Here is a 23,028-nt window from a genome sequence, read left to right as displayed (position 1 = left end):
CATAATTGGTTGTTGATAGTAGGTAGAAACAACTGGATTTATATGTTGTTTTCTTAATTCAATTACTTGTTGTTTTGAAATACCAATATATGGAGTAGGTTGATAATTATAGGGTGGAATAGATGGTCTATCTTGTCTAAGTATTTTGTTAGTCATTCTGAAAATATTGTGCTGAAATTTTTAAGTAGATATAATATTTCCCTGGGTTGATATCTTTTTCTATAAACCGTGCTTTTTCTAGCATCATCCTACAGGTTTAATGAACATATTTTTTCTATTGGTATCTCACTAGACAATGCTTTTTCGATGTCGTAGGGAGACGGAGGGATAATCGGTCGGTACTCCTTCGGTGTCAAAGGCTTGTGTCGGACAATCGCATTTACCATAACACAAGTTTCGTCATAGGGATTGATAGCACCATGAGGAATTTTCGGTGGTACTTTAACAACAAAGGAATCTTTTTCGCTCAAAGGAATATATTGATATTTGCCTTTGGACAAAATTATCCAAATAAACTTACCACGAACTACTTGAATATAATCTGTTTGATTGCGATGAACATATAAATTTTCCCTAGTTTTTGGTGGATATGTAGCCACCATAGTTTCGCTACAATTAAGGCTAGTGTAGTAAGAAATTCCCTCGGGTACAGTTTTTGAATTAAGTTGTAAAATTTCTATACTAGGTATCTTTACCATTTTAATTTACCTTTTGAATTAATCAGGACTATCGAAATATTGGTTTTAACTTGATTTTTTTGTATACATATAATATTATCCATCAGGAGATGTATTAAGAAATTAAAATCCTGCTTCAGCAAACATTTCTTGACTAGAATCATAATCCATCAGAAAAAGTTTGAGATTTTGCCGATCGACTATTTCACCATTTTTCTCAAAAGATGAACTCGATTTTCCGATCCAAGTTTAGCTTTTGCTTGTTCTATTAAAGGGACGCACTAAGATAAGTATTTTGTTAGTCATTCTGAAAATATTGTGCTGAAATTTTTAAGTAGCTTTTAAGTAGGTATAATATTTTCCTGGGTTGATATCTTTTTCTACAAACCCTGCTTTTTCTAGCATCATCGTACAGGTTTGATGACTGAGTAATCTAAATTTTAGTGTTTGTTGTGTTACTAACTCGTCATTTTGATAAAAGTGATAATCAAAAATAGCGTAACGTTCATGTTCACTTAATTCAGTAGTAGAAATCTTTTTATGAACAATACAATCATCCAATTCTATTACTTTATTTGTATAAGTATTTGTATAGAAATTAGAAAAACCAATTATTAGTCGACCTCCTGCTTGAAGATGTTGAGCAACACCATCAAAGCTTTTCTGTATATCTGTAGAACTGAAAATATGACTAGCGAGTATTGTTTCCGATCCATAATTAACAAACGTCCAAGCACCCCCACGAGAATAAGCAACATCGAATTTTTTACCAATATTTAATTCAGAAACACTTTGAGAATATAAATCAACTTTTTGTCCTAGTCTCTTTTGAGCTTCTTCCAATAAAGGTTCGCTGATGTCAATTCCAGTTATTTTGTAAGCAGGTTTAATTTGCAGTAAATTTTCTGCTACTAAACCAGTGCCTATTCCGATCTCCAATAAATCTCTAGCTTCCCCTATAATTCTAGCAAGTTCAGTAGTCATTTCATCATAGTTTCTAGATTTTTGGACCAACTGATCGTAAAATTTAGCCAGTCCTTGATATTGATCGTTCATTTCCTGCAAAATCCTCTAAATAACGTTTACCTGTTTCATCAAAAATATATTGCCTCAAACCTTCTACAATCATAATTGGTTGTTGATAGTAGGTAGAAACAACTGGATTTATATGTTGTTTTCTTAATTGAATTACTTGTTGTTTTGAAATACCAAGATAGGGAGTAGGTTGATAATTATACGGTGGAATAGATGGTCTATCTTGAGAAAGCATTTGATTATTAATCATCTAAACATTGGCTTTAATTTTATTTTTTTGTATACATATAATATCCACCGTCAGGAGAGATATTAAGAAATTAAAATCCTGCTTCAGCAAACATTTCTTAACTAGAATCATAATCCATCAAAAAAAGTTTGAGATTTTGCATATCGACTATTTCACCATTTTTATCAAAGGATATATTAATATCTAAATATTCTTGTCCATTTACTGTTTTCCGTTCGGCTTTTGGATAATAAATAACTCCATTCTCAAGTTCAGTGTTTATATATACTTTAAAATTAACAAGACTCAAGACAAATAAGCCTGATTCTTGGAGGTGTTTTGCAATACGTTTTAAAGCTCTCAGATTATCCTCTCTACTTAAAAGATGGCTAGCAAAAATATTTTCTTTCGGATCATAAACAAGAAAGCTCCACCTCTTGAATATATAAATTCAAAGTCTTACTCCAAATTAAAATCTAGAATATCTTGTACATAAAAATGAACTCGATCTTCCGATCCAAGTTTAGCTTTTTCTTGCTCTATTAAAAGTGCGTTATTATCTATTCCCCAAATCTCATATTGTTGTGGATTGATATGAAGAAGTTCTTGAACGACAGAACCTGTAGCAACTCCTATCTCTAACACTGTCTTTCTTTGGCCAATGAAAGTAGCTATAGTCCTTGCAATTGCTGGATAGTCATATCTTTTGTGCGAGACTTCATCATAATATTTAGAATATAAGTCATAATTGTTAGTAGTTTCCATTGATAACTATCCTTCAGTTTTTTATTCAAATTAATTTAATTCTTTAGTCCATCTATTAAACTTTTCTACAGTTGGAGTATGAATATAACCATGTTTTTTAGATAAAAACTTTGCTCCTGCGTCTGTTCCCATTTCTGTAATTATTCTAGTAAAACCAGCATTTTTAGTTAAGCAGCAATACAGGAATCACTGTACCAATAACTCATAGGTCTGCTCCAAAAATGTTTGGCATAACCTTCGCTAATTCCTGCACTGCTTTCCCTATACAGCAGAGAAGGAGAATTGTCAACCACATAAAAAGTATGACTTTGATCGTCTTGATAGATAGGATCTCCTATTTTAGTTGCACGAGTACCTTCGATTGCTCTGCCAGTATCTGCTGCTGCATCAATAATCCAACCTGTAGATTTCATGGAATCGAGCATTTCCAAAGTAACAATCGGTGCATCTCCTTGAGCAATTTCCACTGTATTGATAAAAATATCATAATCTTTAAATTCTTGTCGCATTATATTGACATTACTCCGACGACGCAATATAGGTTCAATTCCTTTACTCACCAAATATTTCAAAACCCCATAAGCCACATTTCCTGAGCCAAATACTGCTACTCGATCATTCTGAGTAATCCCACCTCGCAACATAATAGCTTGCATCATTGAGGCGTAACCTGCAAATATGTTATTTTCTTTTAAACAATCTCTGGGAATATTCAAAATTTCTGTTTTTCCCTGAGTAATACGAATAGACATTTCATTGGTAATATCAAATAGTCGCAGATTTTTCGTTTCAGCACAGTATTCCCGAAAGTGTCTTCCTGATGCACCAAAGGGATGAATCCAACCCACAAGGGCTTGATTCTCTCTAAAGTATTGATAATCTTGGGGTTGGGGAACTTTAATGCAGTAAATTACATCTGCCCAAGCAAATAGACTTTCGCGAGAATAACCAGCACCTTCTCCATAAGCTGTGTCAGGAATATCTAAACTTTCCCCATAGCCTTTTTCAAATCTACGTTCATCTTCTGGACTACAGCAGGATAAATGTTGCGGTAATAAACCGACTCTTTTTTCGTTAGGGAAACTGGGTTTAATGTAACCAATTTTCATTTTATATTCTCCCTTTATCTGTAAAAGCTTTTATCTTTAATCTCTAATTAGGGCTTGCGTATGGAAAGTTTTTTGGTAGGGGTAGAAGCCAGAATCGGTGAATCGGTGAATCCAGGAGGAATGAGAATTATAGAAGAGGTAGTCATCAGAATCGTCTCTTGATTTTCTTCCCCTATTTTGGCCAAAATACGTTCATTTTTGATTTTTCGGGAACCGTACCATTGCTGCCTAAAAGTTGGTGCTTTATTAGTACCTGAACAGGCTAAAATCTCTGCTTCTAAAAGGTTTCATAATTAATCAGCAAACCCTAATAAATAATGCTAAAAGCTTGAGAACTACTTTGATTAGATAGTAATACCTCAAAACTGAAACTTATCACCTAAATAATATTGACGTACTAAGGGATTATTGTAAAGTTCTTCTGCGGTTCCAGATGCTAAAATTTGCCCATCTCGCATAATATAAGCTCTATCTGTAATTGCTAAAGTTTCTCTCACATTATGATCTGTAATTAGAATACCCATTTCTTGTTCTGCTAATTTAGCTACTATATTCTGAATCTCAGCCACAGCTATTGGATCTACTCCTGCAAATGGTTCATCTAAGAATAAAAATTTTAGTCCATCTCGGTTAGATGCTAAAGCTCTAGCTAGTTCTGTTCGTCTACGTTCTCCCCCTGAAACTTGAGAACCTAAAGTAGAAGCTACTTTTTCTAAACGAAATTCATGTAATAAAAATTCTAAGCGTCTTTTCCACTCACGGCGAGGTACTTTTGTTTGTTCTAAAACTAGGAGAATATTGTCTTTTACACTTAGATTACGGAAAATACTAGGTTCTTGGGCTAAATAACCAATACCAAGTTTTGCTCTTTTATGTATTGGTAAAGTTGTTATATTTAATTCATTTAAAAATACACTGCCAAGGGAAGGTTTTTCTAAACCTGTAGCGATATAAAATGTGGTGGTTTTACCTGCTCCATTCGGACCGAGTAAACCAACAATTTCTCCTTGTTCAATACATATATTAACTCGACTTACTACAGCACGCTTTTTATAATATTTATGAATATTTTCCAGAATAATTTTCATAGAGAAGGGAACATTAATAATGGATAATGGATAATGGATAATGGATAATGGATAATAAATAATTAATAATTAATAATTAATAATTAATAATATTCTCTTTTCGGTATAAAATTACTTAGCCAAATTTGGCTATAAATTATATGCTGCAATGATTTACTGATTAAAATCTTGTGCCGAGAAGGAAGTAAATAATTAATTATAAATAATGGATAATGAAAAATATCTCTAATCTAATTAGGACTTGCTAATTAAATATAAAAGTATTTATATATACAGTATTTAGCCTTTTTAAGTGTGAAAAAGTGCAGGCTTTTAGATGACTTAGGTTGAAAAATATAGGATTTTGGGCAGGGGCATTTCAATAATTAATAATGAATAATTAATAATTAATAATTAATAATTACCTCTTCTTATAAAGCAGAGGATTGCCTAAAAAGAATTTTTTTCTGGCTTTCTTCATGAATGGAGAGCCTTGATACCTTAATTTTTCTTTCGATAAGGTTAGAAAAATCCAGGAAAAATTATTCGCCCTGCTTCTTGATTATTCCCATTTATTCTGACTCCTCTCCTTACTAAAAAAACTTATTTAGCAAATTCAAATTATCAATTATCCATTGGTAATTAGCCAGTATCAAGTGATTTGTAAAAACAGATAAAAATTTCCCAAAGTATTTTTACAAATATGAAAAGCACCTTTTATAATTAACCATTCTAAATCTAATTTATTATCATAACAGCTAAAAGTTATGTATCAATATCCCCACTCTATTTGTTTAGTTTCATACAACATTCTAAGTTTTAAGCAAATCTAGGAATCAGAAATATAAAATTAGGAATAGCAATAAAAAAGCCTAGTATATCTGACAAAAATTATATTTCAATTATCTACTCATTGGAGTTTTAAAAGCTGGCTTGGGATTAAATGGTGCTGCCAGAGGATTTTCTCCATTTGGTCCTTGACCTGCAGGAACTACATATATAGATTCTACCTGTCCCTGCACTTGAGGTAAAGCAATAAAACGACCTTCATCTATCAAATATGTGATAGTTTCTCCCCGAATAGTATTACCATCCTGTAGAATAAATACATCTCCACTAAGAACTATTCTTCTTTCTCGGCTAAAATATTGAGCTTGAGCTGCGGTGGCTTGAATTTTACGAGCAGGATAGTTAATTTGGACATTACCACGAGCTGTGACAACTCCTGTTCGAGCATCAGCTTCTTGAATATCGGAACGAACAGTCAGACTAACACTCGTAGAATTTTGATTTTTTGGGGGTTGGCTAGGATTAATTTGAGCAGTTGTAGGATTTGTAATAGAATTTATTATAGCCAGAGGTAATATTAAGAATAATCCTTTTAATATCAGTGATTTTGATATTTTGTGTTTAAGTATCATTTTTAATTAGTTTAATTTAATTAGGTGCAGAATTATTAAGTGGTCCAATATTTAGACCATAAACCCTAATTATTCTACCAAATATTGGGATTTAGCCGCCAGTTTTCCCTAAATATTTGCTTTAACTTTGTCAGCATTTAGCTATTAGTAGTCAGCAGTTAGCTAATAGGGGAGCCAACCTACAGAAATAATTAAAAGTAGCTGATAATCTTTTTATTTATATTTGACTTTTGGGAGATTAATTTTCTTTGCAACCAGGATAATTTAATAACTCATAATTAATAGATAATAGCTAATAGATGAATGGTTACTTGATTTTTATAATTTGGAAGAGATTGTAGCATTAATTGGCATATTTTCTCTTTCAAAATTTTGCTTTAATCTGTAGCAAAATTCACGAGCTACATTCCATTGTTTTCTTGGTATAGTTTTTAATCTAATGGCAATTTCGACTTCGGTTTGAGAAACATTATTTACAGCTAAAATACTAGCATGGTGGAGAATTTTATCTCCCCAATTTCTATCACTTATCAAGTCATTAGTAACTTGTTTAATTAATTTTAATCCTAAACTTAAATTAGTATCTAAATTAACTTTTATTCTTAAATCAATACTTGCCCAATTTTTAGTCAAATTATGTACTATAGAAATATTACTATGAGGAATAGTGGTTAAACGTCCTCCAGAGTCACGCAATTGTGTCACCCGAAAATTCATGTCTTCTACATAGCCAATAGTATTATCTAAATTAATAATATCGCCGATTGCATATTGATCTTCTAGTAAGATTAAAATGCCACTAATTATGTCTTGAATTAAGTTGCGATCGCCTAGAGAAAGTGTCAAACTAATAACCCCTAAACCGACTAATATAATAATTAGGGAAATATTTAAGTTTTGAAATAACAAAAATACGCCTAAACCAGCTATTTTAAACATGACAATTCCTGGTAATGTATGAGAAAAAGTAATTGCTTGTGATACTCTTCTCTCGACAGAAATTTCTGTTTCTATTCTCTTGAAACTATTAATAGCAAACCAGTTAATTATCACCGGAGTTCCTTGAATTATCAAGTAAGTAACAATGATTATAATTAATGCTATGCTATGAGAAAGTAAGAATATTTGTAGCCAACGACTATAAGGAAAATTTCCGAAAATCCAACCAATACCACACAGCCAGAAAATCATGTAAATTACTTGTAATAAACTTCTGAAAAAAGTATTTATATCTTGGCTTTGTTCCCAAATCAACTGTTGTTTTTGTCCGAGAGTTATGTTTGGTTTAGATGTAGTTAATTGTTGATAATTTATCAATTCATCTATTTGTGGATAAGACAATTTTAAACTATCTATTGATTTTTGAATTTTTTGATATTTTTGCCATGATTTTTTTTGTAAAATTGAGATGATATAACTCAATAAAATTAAAGCTAATATTATCCCTATAGAAATTAAAATTTGTCTGAATAAATAGTCTGGTTGTCTTTCTCTCTGGGCTCTAATTAAAGCGTCTCTCATAAAACCAATAATTTGATTAGCTAAATCTTCTCTAGATATTCCATGAATTTGAGCATCTAAGTCTGTAATAGCAATTAATTCTTGATTTTTTACTTCTTCTGCATCAGAGGCAAATACTAAAGTCTGATTTTCTCGGACTTCAAGAGTTAATTTTAAAGTATCTGGATCGAAGCAATTTTTAATAGTTTGTCTCAGATTATTTTCATATAGTCTGACTCGAATATTCAGGGGAGATGTATTACTGTTTCCTTGAATTTCTTCTCCTGCTATGGCAGCAACTTTGAATATTTCTCTGCCGTCTATTTTGATTGGTTTATAAACTATATTTGTAATAGGTGTTAATGAGTTAACTTGAGTAATATTTTCAATCTTATTATTTGGTAATTTTGGGGAAGTTTCACTTAATGCTAAGTTGGCTTTGTTAATAATCAAAATAAAGATTAATAAGCTGAAGATTATTACAGTTATAATTTTTGAGTTCTTACCAAACTTGTAAAAATATTTTTTCTTAATCAGTAGGAATTTTAATGAAATAAATTTAAAAAATTGCATAAATTATTAAATATAAAATTAGTCTACTGATTCATTTCTATCCATAATTATAAATATCCGGAAAGAAATTTTAGTGTGTGAGTAATAAAGAATTTATGGGCAGCATTCCACAAGAAATGCTTACGGATAATTACTTCTCCCTAAAAAAGAGAGGTAAGCATTCAGCTCAAGCGCAATAAAAATGAATGAAGTAGTACTCTTTTAATTTCTACTTTTAAACTATATATCTGAGTTTTCAACCCATGTAATATATGGCTGGAAATTATATATTTGCCTCAGAAGCTGAGAGCTGACTGCTTTAAATAAAAGAAAAAATTATTTTTTTACTCTTCAAAGAGAATGCTTTTAACCTAAATTATTTAATCATTAATTATTCAGTAAAATTATCATTTATTATCCAGATATTATTTAATTCAGTTTTGCTGCATAAATCTGCTAATGAAGCAATAGAATAGGAAAAAGTTTAGAGTATCTGCTACAGAGAAATTTTCTGATAATCAGAGTAAAATTTTTACTATTTTCAGACTACAATAGCTAAAAGGAACTTTTTTAGAGATATTACTTTATCTATCAATACTTTGATATTTAATTAGGATTTACTGAAAAATTATACTAGGGAAATAAGAGAAGAGAAAACCAGGAAAAGTTTAGAGTATCTGCTACAGCTAAATTTTCTGATAATCAGAGTAAAATTTTTACTATTTTCAGACTACAATAGCTAAAAAGAACTTTTTTAGCTATAAAAATTCTACCAACTTTATCTATCAATACTTTGATATTTAATCACCAATACCTAATTAGTTAATGAAATAAGTAAGTAGACAAAATCAAAGATTATTTCAGTTATCAGACAATATATTTTGTCATCGAAATACTAGAAATATGCAATATCCTATCCTAGAATTTTGGTCGATAAATCTGTAAGCATTTCCTGCGGAATGCTGCGCAAACAGCTATTAGCTTCAGCTATTCAGCTAATAAAAAAAACTCAAGCTTGAGGAAAAATTTAAACGAATATAGACTTGAAAACTAGCTTTTATAGTAAAATATAATTTCTGATTTATTGAGAACCGTATAATCAAACTTTTATTAAAAACTAAAAGCACTCTTCTGATAGCTAAAGACTGAATGGTGAATGCTTACCTAAATCCTGTTTTTGCTTGAGTTTAGATACCAAACTCTTACAACTTTTTCCCGGAAAAATAAAGGTATTAAATCTCTCCTTTTCAAAATAAAATTTTCAGGATAAAAAAAGAAGATTTCCTTATATTCAATCTTCTCGGTTTTAACCAGAGGTAATTATCTATTAATGAAAAACTATTCTATTCTATGTTGCAATATAGATAACAATCCTAAATAAGTTGTGAAAAATTACAAATTAAACAGTAAATAAAAAAAAACGGAAACTTTTGCCTATTCCCCATTCCCTAAAAGCGGTAATATTTTTACAGACAAATAAAATAGGATTACTATATAACTTCAACGATTAATTTTGAAAAGTTTATTAATGTAGCTAACAAAGACATAAAATGATAAATATCAGACTAGCAAATGTTTTTCCTAACTGTTTCCTATTTCCTAATATAATAATTACAAAAAATGATAAAATGAAAAAATAACTTATGAAATTTTTTCTAAAATAAAATGATTACAGAAATTTCTTTGATTGAAATAGCAAAAACTACCCGTCAAGCAGCACAAAAATCAGCAATTTTATCTACAAAAGCCAAAAATGAAGCTATTGAAGCAGTTGCTCAAGCATTAGAAAAAACAACACCAAAAATTATTACCGCCAACCAACTTGACTGCCGAATAGCTGAAACTGATGGAATTGCCAAACCCCTGTATAATAGATTGAAAATGGATGAAAATAAACTAAAAGGGGCGATCGCTGGTTTGCGCAATGTTGCCACTCTTCCCGATCCTGTAGGTACAGTCCAAATACATCGGGAACTGGATACAGGATTAACTCTCAAACGTATCACTTGTCCCCTGGGAGTTGTGGGCGTGGTTTTTGAAGCTCGTCCAGATGCTGTTATTCAAATTTCAGCTTTGGCTATAAAGTCAGGAAATGGCGTTATTCTTAAAGGAGGTAAAGAAGCAATTAATTCATGCCAAGAATTAGTAACAGCAATAAGGCACGGTTTATCCAAAACTTCTGTCAATCCTGATACAGTTCAATTATTAACCACCCGCGAAGAAACTATGGAGTTACTAAAATTAGATGAATATATTGATCTAATCATCCCCAGGGGTTCTAATTCTTTTGTAAAATTTGTCCAAGAAAATACCCAAATTCCAGTTCTCGGCCATGCAGAAGGAATTTGTCATATATATGTAGATAAATTTGCAGATATTCCCAAAGCAGTAAAAATTACTACTGATGCTAAAACTCAATATCCCGCTGCTTGTAATGCTGCTGAAACCTTGTTAGTACATACTGATATTGCTACCAAATTTCTCCCAGAAATTCTCCCCAAACTAGAAAAAAGCCAGGTTGAATTACGCGGTGATACAGCAACTAAGCATATATTGCCTTCAATTAAAGTAGCAACAGATACAGACTGGGCAACAGAATATAGCGATTTAATTTTATCTATTAAAATAGTCAATAGTCTAGAAGAAGCGATCGCTCATATCAATACTTATGGCTCCCGACATACAGATGCTATTATAACTGAGGATAGTAAAACCGCAGAGATATTCCTCGCTCAAATAGATGCAGCCGGAGTATTCCATAACTGCTCAACTAGATTTTCTGATGGCTTCCGTTATGGTTTTGGTGCTGAAGTAGGAATTAGTACCCAAAAAATGCCACCCAGAGGCCCAGTAGGCTTAGAAGGATTAGTCACTTATAAATATCAAATTTTTGGGGACGGCCATATTGCTGCTACTTATTCTGGTGAAAATGCCAAACTATTTACTCACCGAGATTTATGCTAGGGAATAGGGAATAGTAGAATATCAAAAGGTTTTTCGTCGTATAGCAGGGGAAATTATCCGCAAACAGGATATAAATATCCTAACTTTTGCTTCGATTGCTATATAATATCATCTTAACTTTGGCAAATACACTACCAGGGGACATGATCCCGCCCTCAAGAAGTTTGAAGGTCTGTAACTTTACTTTAAATAAACTATACAGGAATTACGCACAGGAAACCTATAAACCCGGTACGAGCGTCGATGTCTTCTGTTCATAACAGTAATTTATCATAGAAATCGGTTTTTTTTTGCGTAAGTCCTGCTATAGTCTATAAATTTAAAAATAACTCTTGATAAATAAATTCAATTAACCTAGATTATTATATATATATTTACAAATTATCTAAAAACTGGTTGATCAGAGGAATTTTCCTCAGAACCTACATCTTGGAAAACGTTAAAGGCTTAAATCCATGCTTAACAGATAACTTTCCAATTAACTCCATTTTCTCCACAGTAATTAAATTACGTCCCCAAGAAAAATTAGTATATAACTTTTCAAATTCCAATAGCATCGACTCGGCAAAACAAGCAAATAACTGACGACCTGGAATCTCCATATTGACAATTTTCATGATTTTCCAGTCAATATCCAGAGAATGTTCTACAATTCCACCATTGAGAACATAAATTCCTTCTTGCTGAACCTTAGTGGCCATATTTTTAGGATAACCACCATCAATCAATAAACACGGTTTCTTTAACAAATTTGAATCAATTTCGACACCCTTAGGCATACTAGCGACCCAAACAATAATATCAGCTAGAGGTAAAGCTGCATCTAACTCCAAAATTGTACCTCGACCTAATTCCTCTTGCAAATTTTTTAGTGGTTCTTGCTTACGAGCTATCAATAATAATTCTGCTACATCTGTCTTACCATTCAACCAACGACATACCGCACTGCCGATATCACCAGTTGCTCCACATACCGCCACCTTTGCTTTTGATAAATCAATTCCTAACTTTTCTGCCCCTTGTTCTACTTGCTGACAGATAATATAAGCTGTGTGAGTATTGCCAGTAGTAAAACGTTTAAATTCTAAGGTAATATTACGAATTTGCTTACTTTTCTGCAAATTAAAATTTTCAAAAATAATTGATGAAAACCCACCCAAAGCAGTTATATCAATACCATGCTTCTGAGCATGAGCCATAGCATTCATTATTTTACGAGTAGCCGCTTTAATCCTACTGGAAGCTAGCATTTCTGGTAGAAAACAAGATTCTACATATTTACCTTCAATTTTCTGACCCGTGATACTTGTTACTTTGATTGTATCTACTATTTGAGGTGGAGCGCTACACCAAAAGTCAAGACCTTGATCTGCATATTCTGGATATCCTAAATCTCTGGCTACGGACTGGGCGTGTTCTAAGCTAGTTAGATGACCAATTAGACCAAACATTAAAATTTTTAAGTTTTGATTATTAATAAGTTTGTTGATTGTATATGGAAATTAGGGTAGAATTTGTAAATTATTGTATAACAGTCGCAGCCAAGGTCAAGAAACATCAAAAGCCTAAAACCTGAAAAATAAAGGTTTTTCTTTCTGCCCTCTGCCTTCTCTCTTCTGCTATAAAATTGGCAAGTATCATTTTTACTATAAAATTTTTTTTTGTTAAATGGTATGCCTTTTGTTCCTATCCTAATTCCCACATTATTAATTGAAATTAACTATGCAGCAACCAGACCATAAGCTGACATCCGCATAATTTCTCCAGTAGTAAAGCCAATATTATTCAAAGCTTCACCATAAGCAATCATAAAATCTTCAATTAATGCTTCTTTTTCCATGCCCAGGGTTTTAGCATCTTTTTCTACCTGATTGAGCATTTTCCATACTATAGGTAAATTTTGACGATTTGCTTTTTGTAGTTCTTCTTTGGCATCTTCAAAATGTTCTGTTAGCCATTCTTCGCCAAAATTGAGGTGACTATATTCATCTTTGACCACACCTTCAGTAACTTTCCGAGCAAAGGGGTCAGCAACTGGAATGTAGATATTGTATGCTGCGATCGCAAAACATTCAATAATTAGAGATTGAATTAACAGACAAGTCACCACATTCCCTGTAGTTGCTGCTGTTTCAAAGTTATGATGTAGTGGCTCAAAGAAATTTTTGGCAAACTCCATATCAGGTGTCACACTAAGATTCCGACCGCAAGCTTGAAAGCCTTTTTTATGACGATTTTCCATTTTTGATAGTTCAATTAACCTATCTTTTTGATCCGGTAACATTTCGGCTAATTGAATATAGTTTTCATAAGCTTCTTGTTCCCCTTCAATCACAATTGCATTGATTCGACTGTAGGCATCTTTGTAACTTTCAGTTTCAAAGATTATAGTTTTTTCTTCAACTTGTAGCATACGTTGGTTATCTCCTGATTATAAAATAGATTTAGAAGGACAAAGAAAAATATTTGATTAATTTTAACTTAATTTAGCTTATAGTTAATTTGGGATAATTGGTTAGCATGGCTAGAATTTATCTTTTTTTTTTAATTAAAGTCCAACTTATGTACCAACCTCCATTTCTATAAATTTATTTGATTTTAGGTTTGGGTAATTCCATCTAAGCTATTATATAGCAATTTGTTTACCTTTTTTAGATTATCAAACAAAAGTAGGGAGTAGTCCTTAGGGAGTCAAGAGGAATAAGGAGTTGTACAAGACATACAAAGGAAAAATTATCCCTTGACTTGGGTATTATCTTACCCAAATACTCATTAGATCGTTCTTCCCAGGCAAAAATCTGGTATTTTTTCAACACCTAAAAACCCTACAACCTTTATCTATAAATACTTTTATATTTAATCAGCCAGCCCTAATTAATAATTAGAGATAGTTTTCATTATTAATTATCCATTATTGGGATACTAAATGCTACAGCTTAGTTTATAAAATTATGAAAGTAATATATTAAATAATCAGCTTCTGTATAAAATCATACCTTTCAGGCGGAATGTTTTTGGGGAGTTGCTCAAAATCCCCGTTACAAAAACAACTTTTCTAGATTGCTGATTTGAATCCTTAACTCTAGTTATTATCGGCAAATTTTGGTTTAGATAACAAAGGTTTGCTTCTCTCATCTGTGACATTGAAATTTTCTTCTATCAACTCCTCCTGAGATTGATCCGAAGGTAGAATTTGGGTATCTACAGATTGAGGAGGATAGAGCCAACTTTGCCAAATACTAATTTGATTCTGGGCTGAATTATAAGCAATACTATTTCTGGGAATTTTCCTAGCAATCTCAATTGCTTGTGGTACATCTTGATTAACCACATCCATAGCGATGGACAATATTTGTTGACTCCACTGATTAATTAATTGGGAAGCCTCCAATTGCTTAGAGCTGGAAGCTGGTACTTGCTGTGCTAAACTAATAGCCGTCATATAACCATCTACCGTTGCTGCTCCTGCAGCTTGTCGAGCATTGTCCAAATTAATTTTGGCCTCCTCTTGAGATTGCCAGTCCTGAATTTTGGCTCTGGCTTGCTCATAGAGGACTGTACCTGGCTTAATTTCTCTAGCCTTGAGAATTGCCGCCTCTATATTACCTGAAGATGCTAAAAGTTGTGCATCATTGAAGATTGGTTGATATTGAAAAATTTGCAGTCTTTGTGTCCATTTATTAATTTTCTCTTGAGCTTCCTGATAAAGAGCTCTATCTCTACCAATTTGATTGGCTTCATCAATTGCTGCTTGTAAAGAAGTTGTATCACCAAAGCTGGCTAATTTCTCAGCTTTATCCAAGAACGGCCGATCTTCTGTTTGCTGTAGTTGTTGACTCCAAGCTCCTATCAAAGTAACAGCTTCTTGTCCCCGACGGTTATTGAGAGGAATACTTTGTAGTTTAGCGATCGCTGCTTTTAAACCACTAACTCGATTCCCCAGAGCTAGTTTCTTTCCTTCTTCAATAATCAGAATATCTGCTACTTCTTCTTGCCACTGACTAATTAATTTTTGAGCCTTCCCATACAATGGCCGTCCAGATTTAACTTTTTGAACTTGAACAATAGCATCTTCGAGTCCTGCTATTGTACCTAAGTTAGCTGGAGAATGGGCACGAGCTAATATTTCTATATCTTCTATTTTTTCCTTTAAGGCAGTATTTTGGGGAACTATGCGAATTATCTCAAGCGCCTCTTGCCAATTTCCTATATTTAATTCTCTTGTAGCTATATCTATTAATTGTTCGCTCAAATTAACAATCAACTTTTGAGCTGCGAGATAGAGATAACTGTTTTGTTCAACTTCTTGAGCTTTTTTAATCGCCTCAGTCAAATTATTTAGCCCACCCCGTTTAGCAATATTTCGTGCTTCGTTTAACTTGCTACTTTCTTGCCGAGTTCTTTTAATCTCGTTAGTTAGTTGCTGATATTTTGTTGTCCCCCAATGAACATTTGACACTGTGAGTAAACGAGAAGCTGCGAGGGAAGCTAGATACCATTCTTCTTTACGCAAATGTTCTTGAGTCTGCTTATAATTTTCTTCACCTTGATTCCAAGTTTTTTGCCAGTCTTGAATCTGTTTTTGTACAAGTGGGTAAGCTGGCGCTTTCTGGGGGACTTTTCGAGCTACACTAATTGCTTCTTCTAGCTTTCCATCTTGAAAAGCTAAATCTCCGAGGGACAATATTTTTTTCGACCATTCTTCAATATGAGCATTTACTTGTGGACGCATGGGATGGTCATCTGACAAAACGTCTACCAAATTAATTGCTTGAACTAAATTTTCTACATTTGATGAACTAGCCAACGACTGGGCACAATAAAGACGTTTACTAGCAGATGCAGTTTGCCAGTAAGTTAAGTCACAATCTGACTGAGAGGGTAACCTTAATAATACTGAGATAGCTGTTATACCTGAGGCAGCAGGAACTATTACCAATAGAGCTATCCAAAACAACCTATTAATAGTTGCCAGATATTGTAGTCTTTTTGGCTCAGTTTTTTTGATTTGGGAATCAGTTTTTTTGATTTGAGAAACTGAATGTTTTTGTTGACTAGAATATTTTGTAGGAGATTTGTATATTTTTTTCTGACTGCTATTTGCTCTAAGTTCTTGCAGTCTTTGTTGGCGGTTTTTCCGACGTTCAGGTAATTGCCATTGATTTTGGTCTATTGGCTTGATCTGACGCATCATCCGGCTATGGCCTATTATTCTGTGCTTTTCATTCATCATATATGCTTTATCCTGAGCAGCAAGCAATCAATAATATATTAAACTCTTATTACTTCCGGGTTTATTCAGCCTACAAATAAGATTTGTTCTTAATTCAAGTTAATTTAGTTATATGCGGTCTCTAGGTATACACTATTTTTAGTAATTATGCAACTCTAGAGTCATAAAATCTAGAATATATAACATTTTTAGGACTTAGACAGGAGGAACCCGGTTTCTAGGAATAAATCGTTGTTTTGAGCAATAGAAGTCTAGAAGAAACCCGGTTTCTGGGTTCATCTGCGTAAGTCCTGATTTTTCTATTTTTCAGAAAGTTTGTTAATGAGATAACTTGCGTAATTTTCCAACAGGTACTTCTGTGAAAGGTTGTTGTAATTCTTGAATAAGTTGTGTCAGGTCTTTTGGACTAGCTTGATATACTTCTGCACAAAATTCGCAAGTTGCTTCAGCACCCTTGTCTTTTTCAATCATATCTCTTAGTTCCTCTATACCAAACATTTTTAAAGCTCCTAATACTTTCTCAAAAGAGCAGTTACAGTTAAAACGGACTATTTGACGTTCAGGTAATATATTTAAGCCCATATCTCCCAAAAGCTGTTGGAAAATTTCTGGTAATGTTTTGCCGGAACGCAGTAGGGGAGTAAAACCTGATAGAGAAGCTATACGAGATTCTAATGTTTGAACTAATTCTTCGTCTGTAGCTGCTTTGGGCATAACTTGTAATAAAAGTCCTCCTGCTGCTTGTATGCCTTCTGTATCTACAAATACTCCTAATACTAGAGCTGATGGTGTTTGTTCTGATGTAACTAAGTAATGGGTAATATCATCTCCAATTTCCCCAGATACTAATTCTACTGTACTGGAGTAAGGGTAGCCATAGCCAATATCTCTAACTATGTATAGATAGCCTTGGTTTCCTACTGCTTTTCCTACATCTAATTTGCCAACTTGATTTGGTGATAGCTCAATTGTAGGATTTTCTACATAGCCTCTGACAGTTCCATCTAGGCCAGCATCAACTAAAACTGCTCCTAATGGACCATTGCCCTGAATGCTAATGTTAACTCTTGATTCTGGGGTTTTCATACTAGAAGCTAATAATAATCCGGCTGCCATTGTGCGGCCAAGAGCAGCAGAGGCCACCCAAGAGAGTTTGTGTCGTTGTCTTGCTTCTTCAGTTAAGCGAGTGGTTATTACACCAACAGCACGAATGCCACCTTCTGCTGCTGTAGCTCTAATTAGTTGATCTGCCATTGGAATCCTAACGCTTCTTAAATAATGATGATTCTTTTTTATCATAAAAATTTAATTTGTGGCTAATATATTAATTTGATGTTTACCATTTTGGGAAAATTGTTCTGAAAAATTATCACAACTAATTTAGGATTGCTAAATTTTGGTAATGTTCTAGTTTGGTTTTATAAGTATTATGCAAAGTCAATTTCTTAGTTGAGAGAGGGAACAGGGGACAGGGAACAGGGAACAGGGAATAGGGAATAGAAAAGAAGAGAAACAACTGTACCCTATAATTAAGGCGGGGAAACTGCTGTAATATAAAAGTAAGGATTCAACTCTCAGGAATTAACTATATTTTTGGTATGAGATAAAAGCTTTATTTAAACACTTTGCTTAGGGGATATTATTAAGCAAGAATTAAATCTGACTACAACATTTTAAAAGTTGTCTTTTTAATGATAAGATATTATTGCTATTTGCACAGGATTCCGCAGGAAATGCTTACTTATTATTGCAAGCATTTAGCTATTAGTAATGAATAATTGTTTTTGAGCTTTGGGAAAGGAACTTCGACAGTAACTTTTTATTGTTGCTCAATTTAAAGAGTTGTTTTACTTTTTCCACAATTAATATCTGATAGCTAAAAGCTGACTGCTGAATGCTTACAATAATAAATTTAAAAATTACATCTATATTTTATTAGTTATTTAGATATGTTAGGTACTTTTCAAAAAAGCCATCTTAGGATTGAAATTGAAGCTGCCGAAGCGACAATAAGAGATAGTTTGCTACGTCCATCTCAGTTACAGATATGGTTATGGCCTCAGCGTTTTTCTCCAGGTCTACCAGAACAATTATCTGAGGGTGTAAAGTTTGAAAGTTGGGTGGGACTGATAGAAATTAAGCATTATGTTGATGTAGTAAGACCAAATTGTTTGAGGTTTATACTTAGTCAAGGTATTGATGGATTTCACGAGTGGTATTGGGGAGATGGTTGGGTACAATCTCGTCTAGAAGGAATATCTATGTTTCCAATAAATTTGGGTCAAACTTTTAGTTTGCTTCGTTTACGAGAGTTTGTATCTGGTAAAGAATAAGTGATTAGGTTTTAGGGGATAAAATATTCAATTATATTTCGGATGGGTGACTATAGATTTGGCAAAAATCATTCAATAATGGGTAATTGATAATTACCTCTCCCTAAAAGAAAGAGGATTGAATAAAAGGAAAAAAGTAAATTTTTTCCCTTTTAAATAAATTTAAAGGGGAGCCTTCAAGGCGTGAGTTATTTAATTATTTAATTATTCGGTAAAATAGAATAATTTTATTATTAAGTAGTCATTATGAGGGAAAAATATAGATAAGATAAGCTCCAAAAAATAAGCTTAATTTATATCAAATTTTTCTTCTTGTTTGGCTGATAAAAATTTTCAATCTTAATATTTTAGTCTCCTAATTTTTCTTTGAAATTTGGATAGGTACTATGGTCGTTGATATTGACTATCCGACTTTCATCACCTGTTGCTGTTAAATTTTCATATACTCCTTGATCCCGTTTTACTAATTTACTAAATCCGTGACTTTTTAGCTCGCTAATTCCAGTTTCTACTATGATTCTAGGAGCGCTAATTATCCGTTTAACAGGAGTATTTTCTGGAGTGTCGCCTGTATCACATTTCGCTAATTTACATAGCTGACCCCAAGTTGATATCTTGTCATTTATACTGTGCCAGACTTCGAGTTTTTGGTTATTAGTTGGACAAAAATAATCGTATATAGGCATAATTATAGCTTTGACAAAAATAGGTTAGTTTGTAATTATTTAATTATAGATGATGCTATGTTATACTAGCAATATTTTAGACAATTTTTCAGCAATTAATAATGAACAATTAATAATTACCCCTTTTTCAAAGAAGGGGATTGACTAATTATGAATTTTTTTGATTTATCACCTTAAAAGGGGGGGCTTCCAGGGGTGAATTATTGAATGAATAAATAATTGTTGACTATCAACTTTTAATTATTAATTATTAACTATTAGTTATTAATTATTCGGTAAAATTAGAATAATCTAAATAAATTAGTTTGTAAGCATTTATCTGGGGAATGCTGCGCCAACAGCTATTAGTAATAAAAACTTGAGTTTTCAGGAGGATATTTAAACGAATATAGAGTTAAAAAACTGAATTTTGTAGTCAGCAAAATTCCTGATTTATCGGGAACTGTATCATCAAGCTTTTTCTCAAAATAAAACCAATAGCTGACCATAGACAATAGATGAGATATTCTCTAGTTTTCCTTTGAGATCGACTAAAGATATTTAATGAGTTTAACTGTAAGCATCCAACAGTCAGCTATTAGCTATTTATTTTAGTTTGAAAGAGAACCTTTATTAATAATGAGGTAAATTTAATTTTACTATAAAAGCTGATTTTTAAAGGGTATATTCATTTAAAACTCCTGCTTAAGATTTAGGTAGAGCTTGCTGAATGCTTACCTATAATTTAAAGTATTTTTGACGTTAATTTACCTAATATAAAATATATATAGCAATATAAAATTATTTTTCAAAAAAAACTGTAGGGGTTGAGAAACCAAAACCCTACCATAAAATATTACAATCTATTTAAGGTTGCTATAAAATAAATAGTCTTAAATAATATTAATGGAGAATTGATTAATGAGCGATTTTAAAGTAACACCACAAAGCAATATAACTACTATTGAAATGTTAGAAAGATACAACTTACAGGATGAAACAATCTTAAAAAGTTGGGCAAAGTTGCATGGTATTGATAATAGTAGAGGTTATTATAATCCAGATGAAGTTGATTTAATAGATCATGTACATCACCATATTTATAATCTTGGGATGAGCATTATTGATTATCAAACTTTTATAGAACGTCGTCAAATTAGACCACAACAATCTCCTCACGAATACAATCAAAATTTCCAAGATAATATTAATAGCGTAATTGATACTTCAGAAGAAGTTAATGATGAAGTTTATGCAGCAATAGAGATGTTGAAAAAACAGTATTCAGAAGCAATTGATTTAATGGGAGAAAAAATTGCCGACCATTTTATAGATGAATTAGATTTATCTGTAATGCGACATCTAGTTAAGAAGGTAAAAGTGCGTGAAAAACTTAATGGTAAAGTTTCATCAAATCGTTTTATGAAAACAATTAAAGCTGTTTTACAGTCTCAAAATAGTAATTTTCTTGTTCCTCAAGATAATGAGGATGAGTCTAGTATGGAACTAGAACAAAATCATCGACTTGGTTAATTTATTTGTCGATTACTGATTTTTTTATGGAAGATTTTTGTAAGCATTTAGCAGTCAGCATTTAGTAGTCAGCTATTTATTTTACTTTGAGATAAAAGCTTGATGATACGGTTCCCGATAAATCAACAATTTTATCTAATAAAAAATTCAGCTTTCACTTTCTTTATTCGCTTAAATATCCTCCTTAAGATTAAGCTTTTTATTCCTGTTAGCTGACAGGTAATAGTTGAATGGTTACAGATTTTTGACAAGTTTTTTTGGTAATATTAGAGGTTTGGTTAAAGCTAATTCGTAAGCATTCAGCTATCAGCTATCAGCTTTGAGTTATTAACTTATTATCCAACTAAAGAAGAAATTAGTTTCTCAAGAGAATTAAAAATTATCCATGAAATTGGTTGTTAGTTAACCTTTTAAATGCTTGATTTTTGACAAAAGCTGTTTGCGAAACATTCCGCATTTTTTGCAGAATGCTTACAATTTTATATTCCTTATTCTCTACTCTCTAAAACAAATGATTAAATCTTGGATAATAATAGGCAGCATTACTTTTTTAATACCATTTATTAGTGGATTCTTGATTCGTTCTGAAGATGCTCAATGGTTTAGGCGTTTACAAAGACCTCATTGGTTAACTTTTGAAAGATTAATTCCCTTAATTTGGATAACGATTTTTATCTGTGGTGCTTGGTCTACATATATTATTTGGGAGCAAGAAGCTGGTACTCAAAAAACTTGGTTATTAATGGTACTATATTTATTGTTAGAAATAGTGACAATAGCTTATACACCTGTCATGTTTCGGACACAAAATCTGAAGGTAGGAACAATTATTGGAGGAACTGGTTTTGTATTAAGTTTGATGTTAATTTTGACTGTTTGGAAAATTAATATTTGGGCAGGAATTTTATTATTACCCTATACATTTTGGAGTCCTATTGGCACTTATACTACTTGGGAAATGAGTCGTATTAATTCATAAAATTAGTCATATTGATGGTGTCAGCTATCAGTTATCAAAATAGTGCTTTAGTAACGGATCAAAACTTTGTTAATTGAGGTATAAAAATCTTGCTACAAAAGTCAGATATAAAGTCTATATTCATTTAAAATTTTTATTTCAACATAGAGTCTTATTGCTGATAGCTAATAGGTGAATACTGACAAAGATTCTAAGTGGAAAACCATAATGAAAATTTTAATTCGTTTGGCTAAAACTGAAGAAAAAGAAAAAATTATTGATTGACAAACAGAGTGTTTGAGAATTTTATCTGTTCAAGATTATCAACGACTACAGATAGAATCTTTAGTCAGAGAACAAGCACTATTAAGATTCAAAAAGGAGGTTGTTTTTCTAGCAATTTATAATGAAAACATTGTTGGTTTTAGCTCTATTCATATTTATCAACCAGTAATTAATAGTCTTTTTGTTTCTCCAAAATTTACATGGCAAGGTATTGGTACAAGATTATTGAAAACTCTAGAAAAAATTGCTATCTATAAAAAACATAAATTTATCTATGTTACTTCTTCATTGACAGCTAAAATGAGCAATAGAGGATATGAGATAATTAGAGAATCGGGTTTCTATTCAGAATAAAAATTTTGGATAGATACTTTATTGATGAAAAAAAAGTTAGTAATTAATAGTAAAAAAGTGCTAATTATAGGAATTTATCTCTTGGCAATAAAAAAGATGTATCGGTCTATTTTTATAATTTTACAAGATTACCGATTAATTTCATTGACAGCAGTTTAAAAAAAGAACCAAAAAATAATAATTTTTGTCAGCTTTTTAATAATTATGATAATTTATTTACACCTTTTTTTTTGCACATAAAAAAACAACTAATTACTGAGTTTTAATATATTTAATTGAGGAATAGTTTGATGGAAATAATTGATTATATAATTGTCACAATTTACTTGTTATTTATCATAGCTTTGG

Annotated in this window: 18 protein-coding genes; 5 read left to right on the top strand and 13 right to left on the bottom strand. The window is 32.0% G+C overall.

Features of this window, described 5'->3' with window-relative positions; translation table 11 throughout:
- Positions 1-248 precede the first annotated feature (248 nt).
- From VKJ25_RS23385 to VKJ25_RS23350, 8 genes are all read right to left on the bottom strand, one after another.
- Positions 249-698 carry a dTDP-4-dehydrorhamnose 3,5-epimerase gene (locus VKJ25_RS23385; RefSeq protein ID WP_324239055.1) on the bottom strand — a complete coding sequence of 150 codons (450 nt, stop codon included), beginning with the start codon at positions 696-698 and terminating at the stop codon, positions 249-251.
- Between the two features lie 309 nt (positions 699-1,007).
- Entirely contained in the window at positions 1,008-1,733 is a 726-nt protein-coding gene (locus VKJ25_RS23380) for a class I SAM-dependent DNA methyltransferase (protein ID WP_324239054.1), read from the bottom strand.
- Complete coding sequence (locus VKJ25_RS23375) at positions 1,705-1,962, bottom strand: hypothetical protein (RefSeq protein WP_324239053.1); 258 nt, start codon at positions 1,960-1,962, stop codon at positions 1,705-1,707. The genes VKJ25_RS23380 and VKJ25_RS23375 overlap by 29 nt, the downstream gene beginning before the upstream one ends.
- 438 nt (positions 1,963-2,400) lie before the next feature.
- Positions 2,401-2,706, bottom strand: a complete 306-nt coding sequence (locus VKJ25_RS23370) for a class I SAM-dependent methyltransferase (RefSeq protein ID WP_324239052.1) — start codon at positions 2,704-2,706, stop codon at positions 2,401-2,403.
- 167 nt (positions 2,707-2,873) lie between these two features.
- On the bottom strand, positions 2,874-3,815 hold the full coding sequence (locus VKJ25_RS23365) for a Rossmann-fold NAD(P)-binding domain-containing protein (protein WP_324239051.1): 942 nt from the start codon (positions 3,813-3,815) through the stop codon (positions 2,874-2,876).
- A 359-nt stretch (positions 3,816-4,174) separates the two neighbouring features.
- On the bottom strand, positions 4,175-4,903 hold the full coding sequence (gene lptB / locus VKJ25_RS23360) for an LPS export ABC transporter ATP-binding protein (RefSeq protein ID WP_324239050.1): 729 nt from the start codon (positions 4,901-4,903) through the stop codon (positions 4,175-4,177).
- A gap of 881 nt (positions 4,904-5,784) precedes the next feature.
- Positions 5,785-6,303: an LptA/OstA family protein gene (locus tag VKJ25_RS23355; protein ID WP_324239049.1), complete on the bottom strand. Its 519-nt coding sequence runs from the start codon at positions 6,301-6,303 to the stop codon at positions 5,785-5,787.
- Positions 6,304-6,621: 318 nt separating this feature from the next.
- Complete coding sequence (locus tag VKJ25_RS23350; RefSeq protein ID WP_324239048.1) at positions 6,622-8,256, bottom strand: mechanosensitive ion channel family protein; 1,635 nt, start codon at positions 8,254-8,256, stop codon at positions 6,622-6,624.
- 1,764 nt (positions 8,257-10,020) lie between these two features.
- Between VKJ25_RS23350 and VKJ25_RS23345 the strand changes: the two genes are divergently transcribed.
- The gene (locus tag VKJ25_RS23345; protein WP_324239047.1) at positions 10,021-11,319 is read left to right on the top strand and encodes a glutamate-5-semialdehyde dehydrogenase; all 1,299 of its coding nucleotides are present in this window, start codon (positions 10,021-10,023) and stop codon (positions 11,317-11,319) included.
- 422 nt (positions 11,320-11,741) lie between these two features.
- Here VKJ25_RS23345 and VKJ25_RS23340 read toward each other — a convergent pair whose 3' ends face one another.
- The 4 genes from VKJ25_RS23340 to hslO form a co-directional block, all read right to left on the bottom strand.
- A complete protein-coding gene (locus VKJ25_RS23340; protein ID WP_324239046.1) occupies positions 11,742-12,770 on the bottom strand; it encodes a long-chain acyl-[acyl-carrier-protein] reductase in 1,029 nt (342 codons plus the stop codon).
- A gap of 269 nt (positions 12,771-13,039) precedes the next feature.
- Positions 13,040-13,732, bottom strand: coding sequence for an aldehyde oxygenase (deformylating) (locus VKJ25_RS23335; protein WP_324239045.1), 693 nt, complete (start codon positions 13,730-13,732; stop codon positions 13,040-13,042).
- Positions 13,733-14,401: 669 nt separating this feature from the next.
- Positions 14,402-16,552: a hypothetical protein gene (locus VKJ25_RS23330; protein ID WP_324239044.1), complete on the bottom strand. Its 2,151-nt coding sequence runs from the start codon at positions 16,550-16,552 to the stop codon at positions 14,402-14,404.
- Positions 16,553-16,870: 318 nt separating this feature from the next.
- Complete coding sequence (hslO, locus tag VKJ25_RS23325; protein WP_324239043.1) at positions 16,871-17,806, bottom strand: Hsp33 family molecular chaperone HslO; 936 nt, start codon at positions 17,804-17,806, stop codon at positions 16,871-16,873.
- Between the two features lie 695 nt (positions 17,807-18,501).
- Here hslO and VKJ25_RS23320 point away from each other — a divergent pair.
- Positions 18,502-18,885, top strand: a complete 384-nt coding sequence (locus tag VKJ25_RS23320; RefSeq protein ID WP_324239042.1) for a hypothetical protein — start codon at positions 18,502-18,504, stop codon at positions 18,883-18,885.
- 347 nt (positions 18,886-19,232) lie between these two features.
- On the opposite strand, the gene VKJ25_RS23315 is transcribed toward VKJ25_RS23320, so the two are convergent.
- A complete protein-coding gene (locus VKJ25_RS23315) occupies positions 19,233-19,571 on the bottom strand; it encodes an FmdB family zinc ribbon protein (RefSeq protein ID WP_324239041.1) in 339 nt (112 codons plus the stop codon).
- 900 nt (positions 19,572-20,471) lie between these two features.
- Here VKJ25_RS23315 and VKJ25_RS23310 point away from each other — a divergent pair.
- From VKJ25_RS23310 to VKJ25_RS23300, 3 genes are all read left to right on the top strand, one after another.
- Positions 20,472-21,083: a hypothetical protein gene (locus tag VKJ25_RS23310; RefSeq protein WP_324239040.1), complete on the top strand. Its 612-nt coding sequence runs from the start codon at positions 20,472-20,474 to the stop codon at positions 21,081-21,083.
- A 511-nt stretch (positions 21,084-21,594) separates the two neighbouring features.
- Positions 21,595-22,062 carry a TspO/MBR family protein gene (locus VKJ25_RS23305; RefSeq protein ID WP_324239039.1) on the top strand — a complete coding sequence of 156 codons (468 nt, stop codon included), beginning with the start codon at positions 21,595-21,597 and terminating at the stop codon, positions 22,060-22,062.
- Between the two features lie 276 nt (positions 22,063-22,338).
- Positions 22,339-22,680, top strand: a complete 342-nt coding sequence (locus VKJ25_RS23300) for a GNAT family N-acetyltransferase (protein WP_324239038.1) — start codon at positions 22,339-22,341, stop codon at positions 22,678-22,680.
- Positions 22,681-23,028: the final 348 nt, after the last annotated feature.

It is taken from the genome of Okeania sp., from assembly GCF_035285525.1.
In the GTDB taxonomy this organism is placed as follows: domain Bacteria; phylum Cyanobacteriota; class Cyanobacteriia; order Cyanobacteriales; family Microcoleaceae; genus Trichodesmium.
This window is presented reverse-complemented; position numbering and strand designations above follow the sequence as displayed.

What these genes read in the sequence shown, in the direction of transcription:
- VKJ25_RS23385 (WP_324239055.1), bottom strand. Translation starts at nt 698, where the DNA reads ATGGTAAAGATACCTAGTATAGAAATTTTACAACTTAATTCAAAAACT.
- VKJ25_RS23380 (WP_324239054.1), bottom strand. Translation starts at nt 1,733, where the DNA reads ATGAACGATCAATATCAAGGACTGGCTAAATTTTACGATCAGTTGGTC.
- VKJ25_RS23375 (WP_324239053.1), bottom strand. Translation starts at nt 1,962, where the DNA reads ATGATTAATAATCAAATGCTTTCTCAAGATAGACCATCTATTCCACCG.
- VKJ25_RS23370 (WP_324239052.1), bottom strand. Translation starts at nt 2,706, where the DNA reads ATGGAAACTACTAACAATTATGACTTATATTCTAAATATTATGATGAA.
- VKJ25_RS23365 (WP_324239051.1), bottom strand. Translation starts at nt 3,815, where the DNA reads ATGAAAATTGGTTACATTAAACCCAGTTTCCCTAACGAAAAAAGAGTC.
- lptB (WP_324239050.1), bottom strand. Translation starts at nt 4,903, where the DNA reads ATGAAAATTATTCTGGAAAATATTCATAAATATTATAAAAAGCGTGCT.
- VKJ25_RS23355 (WP_324239049.1), bottom strand. Translation starts at nt 6,303, where the DNA reads ATGATACTTAAACACAAAATATCAAAATCACTGATATTAAAAGGATTA.
- VKJ25_RS23345 (WP_324239047.1), top strand. Translation starts at nt 10,021, where the DNA reads ATGATTACAGAAATTTCTTTGATTGAAATAGCAAAAACTACCCGTCAA.
- VKJ25_RS23340 (WP_324239046.1), bottom strand. Translation starts at nt 12,770, where the DNA reads ATGTTTGGTCTAATTGGTCATCTAACTAGCTTAGAACACGCCCAGTCC.
- VKJ25_RS23335 (WP_324239045.1), bottom strand. Translation starts at nt 13,732, where the DNA reads ATGCTACAAGTTGAAGAAAAAACTATAATCTTTGAAACTGAAAGTTAC.
- VKJ25_RS23330 (WP_324239044.1), bottom strand. Translation starts at nt 16,552, where the DNA reads ATGATGAATGAAAAGCACAGAATAATAGGCCATAGCCGGATGATGCGT.
- hslO (WP_324239043.1), bottom strand. Translation starts at nt 17,806, where the DNA reads ATGGCAGATCAACTAATTAGAGCTACAGCAGCAGAAGGTGGCATTCGT.
- VKJ25_RS23320 (WP_324239042.1), top strand. Translation starts at nt 18,502, where the DNA reads ATGTTAGGTACTTTTCAAAAAAGCCATCTTAGGATTGAAATTGAAGCT.
- VKJ25_RS23315 (WP_324239041.1), bottom strand. Translation starts at nt 19,571, where the DNA reads ATGCCTATATACGATTATTTTTGTCCAACTAATAACCAAAAACTCGAA.
- VKJ25_RS23310 (WP_324239040.1), top strand. Translation starts at nt 20,472, where the DNA reads ATGAGCGATTTTAAAGTAACACCACAAAGCAATATAACTACTATTGAA.
- VKJ25_RS23305 (WP_324239039.1), top strand. Translation starts at nt 21,595, where the DNA reads ATGATTAAATCTTGGATAATAATAGGCAGCATTACTTTTTTAATACCA.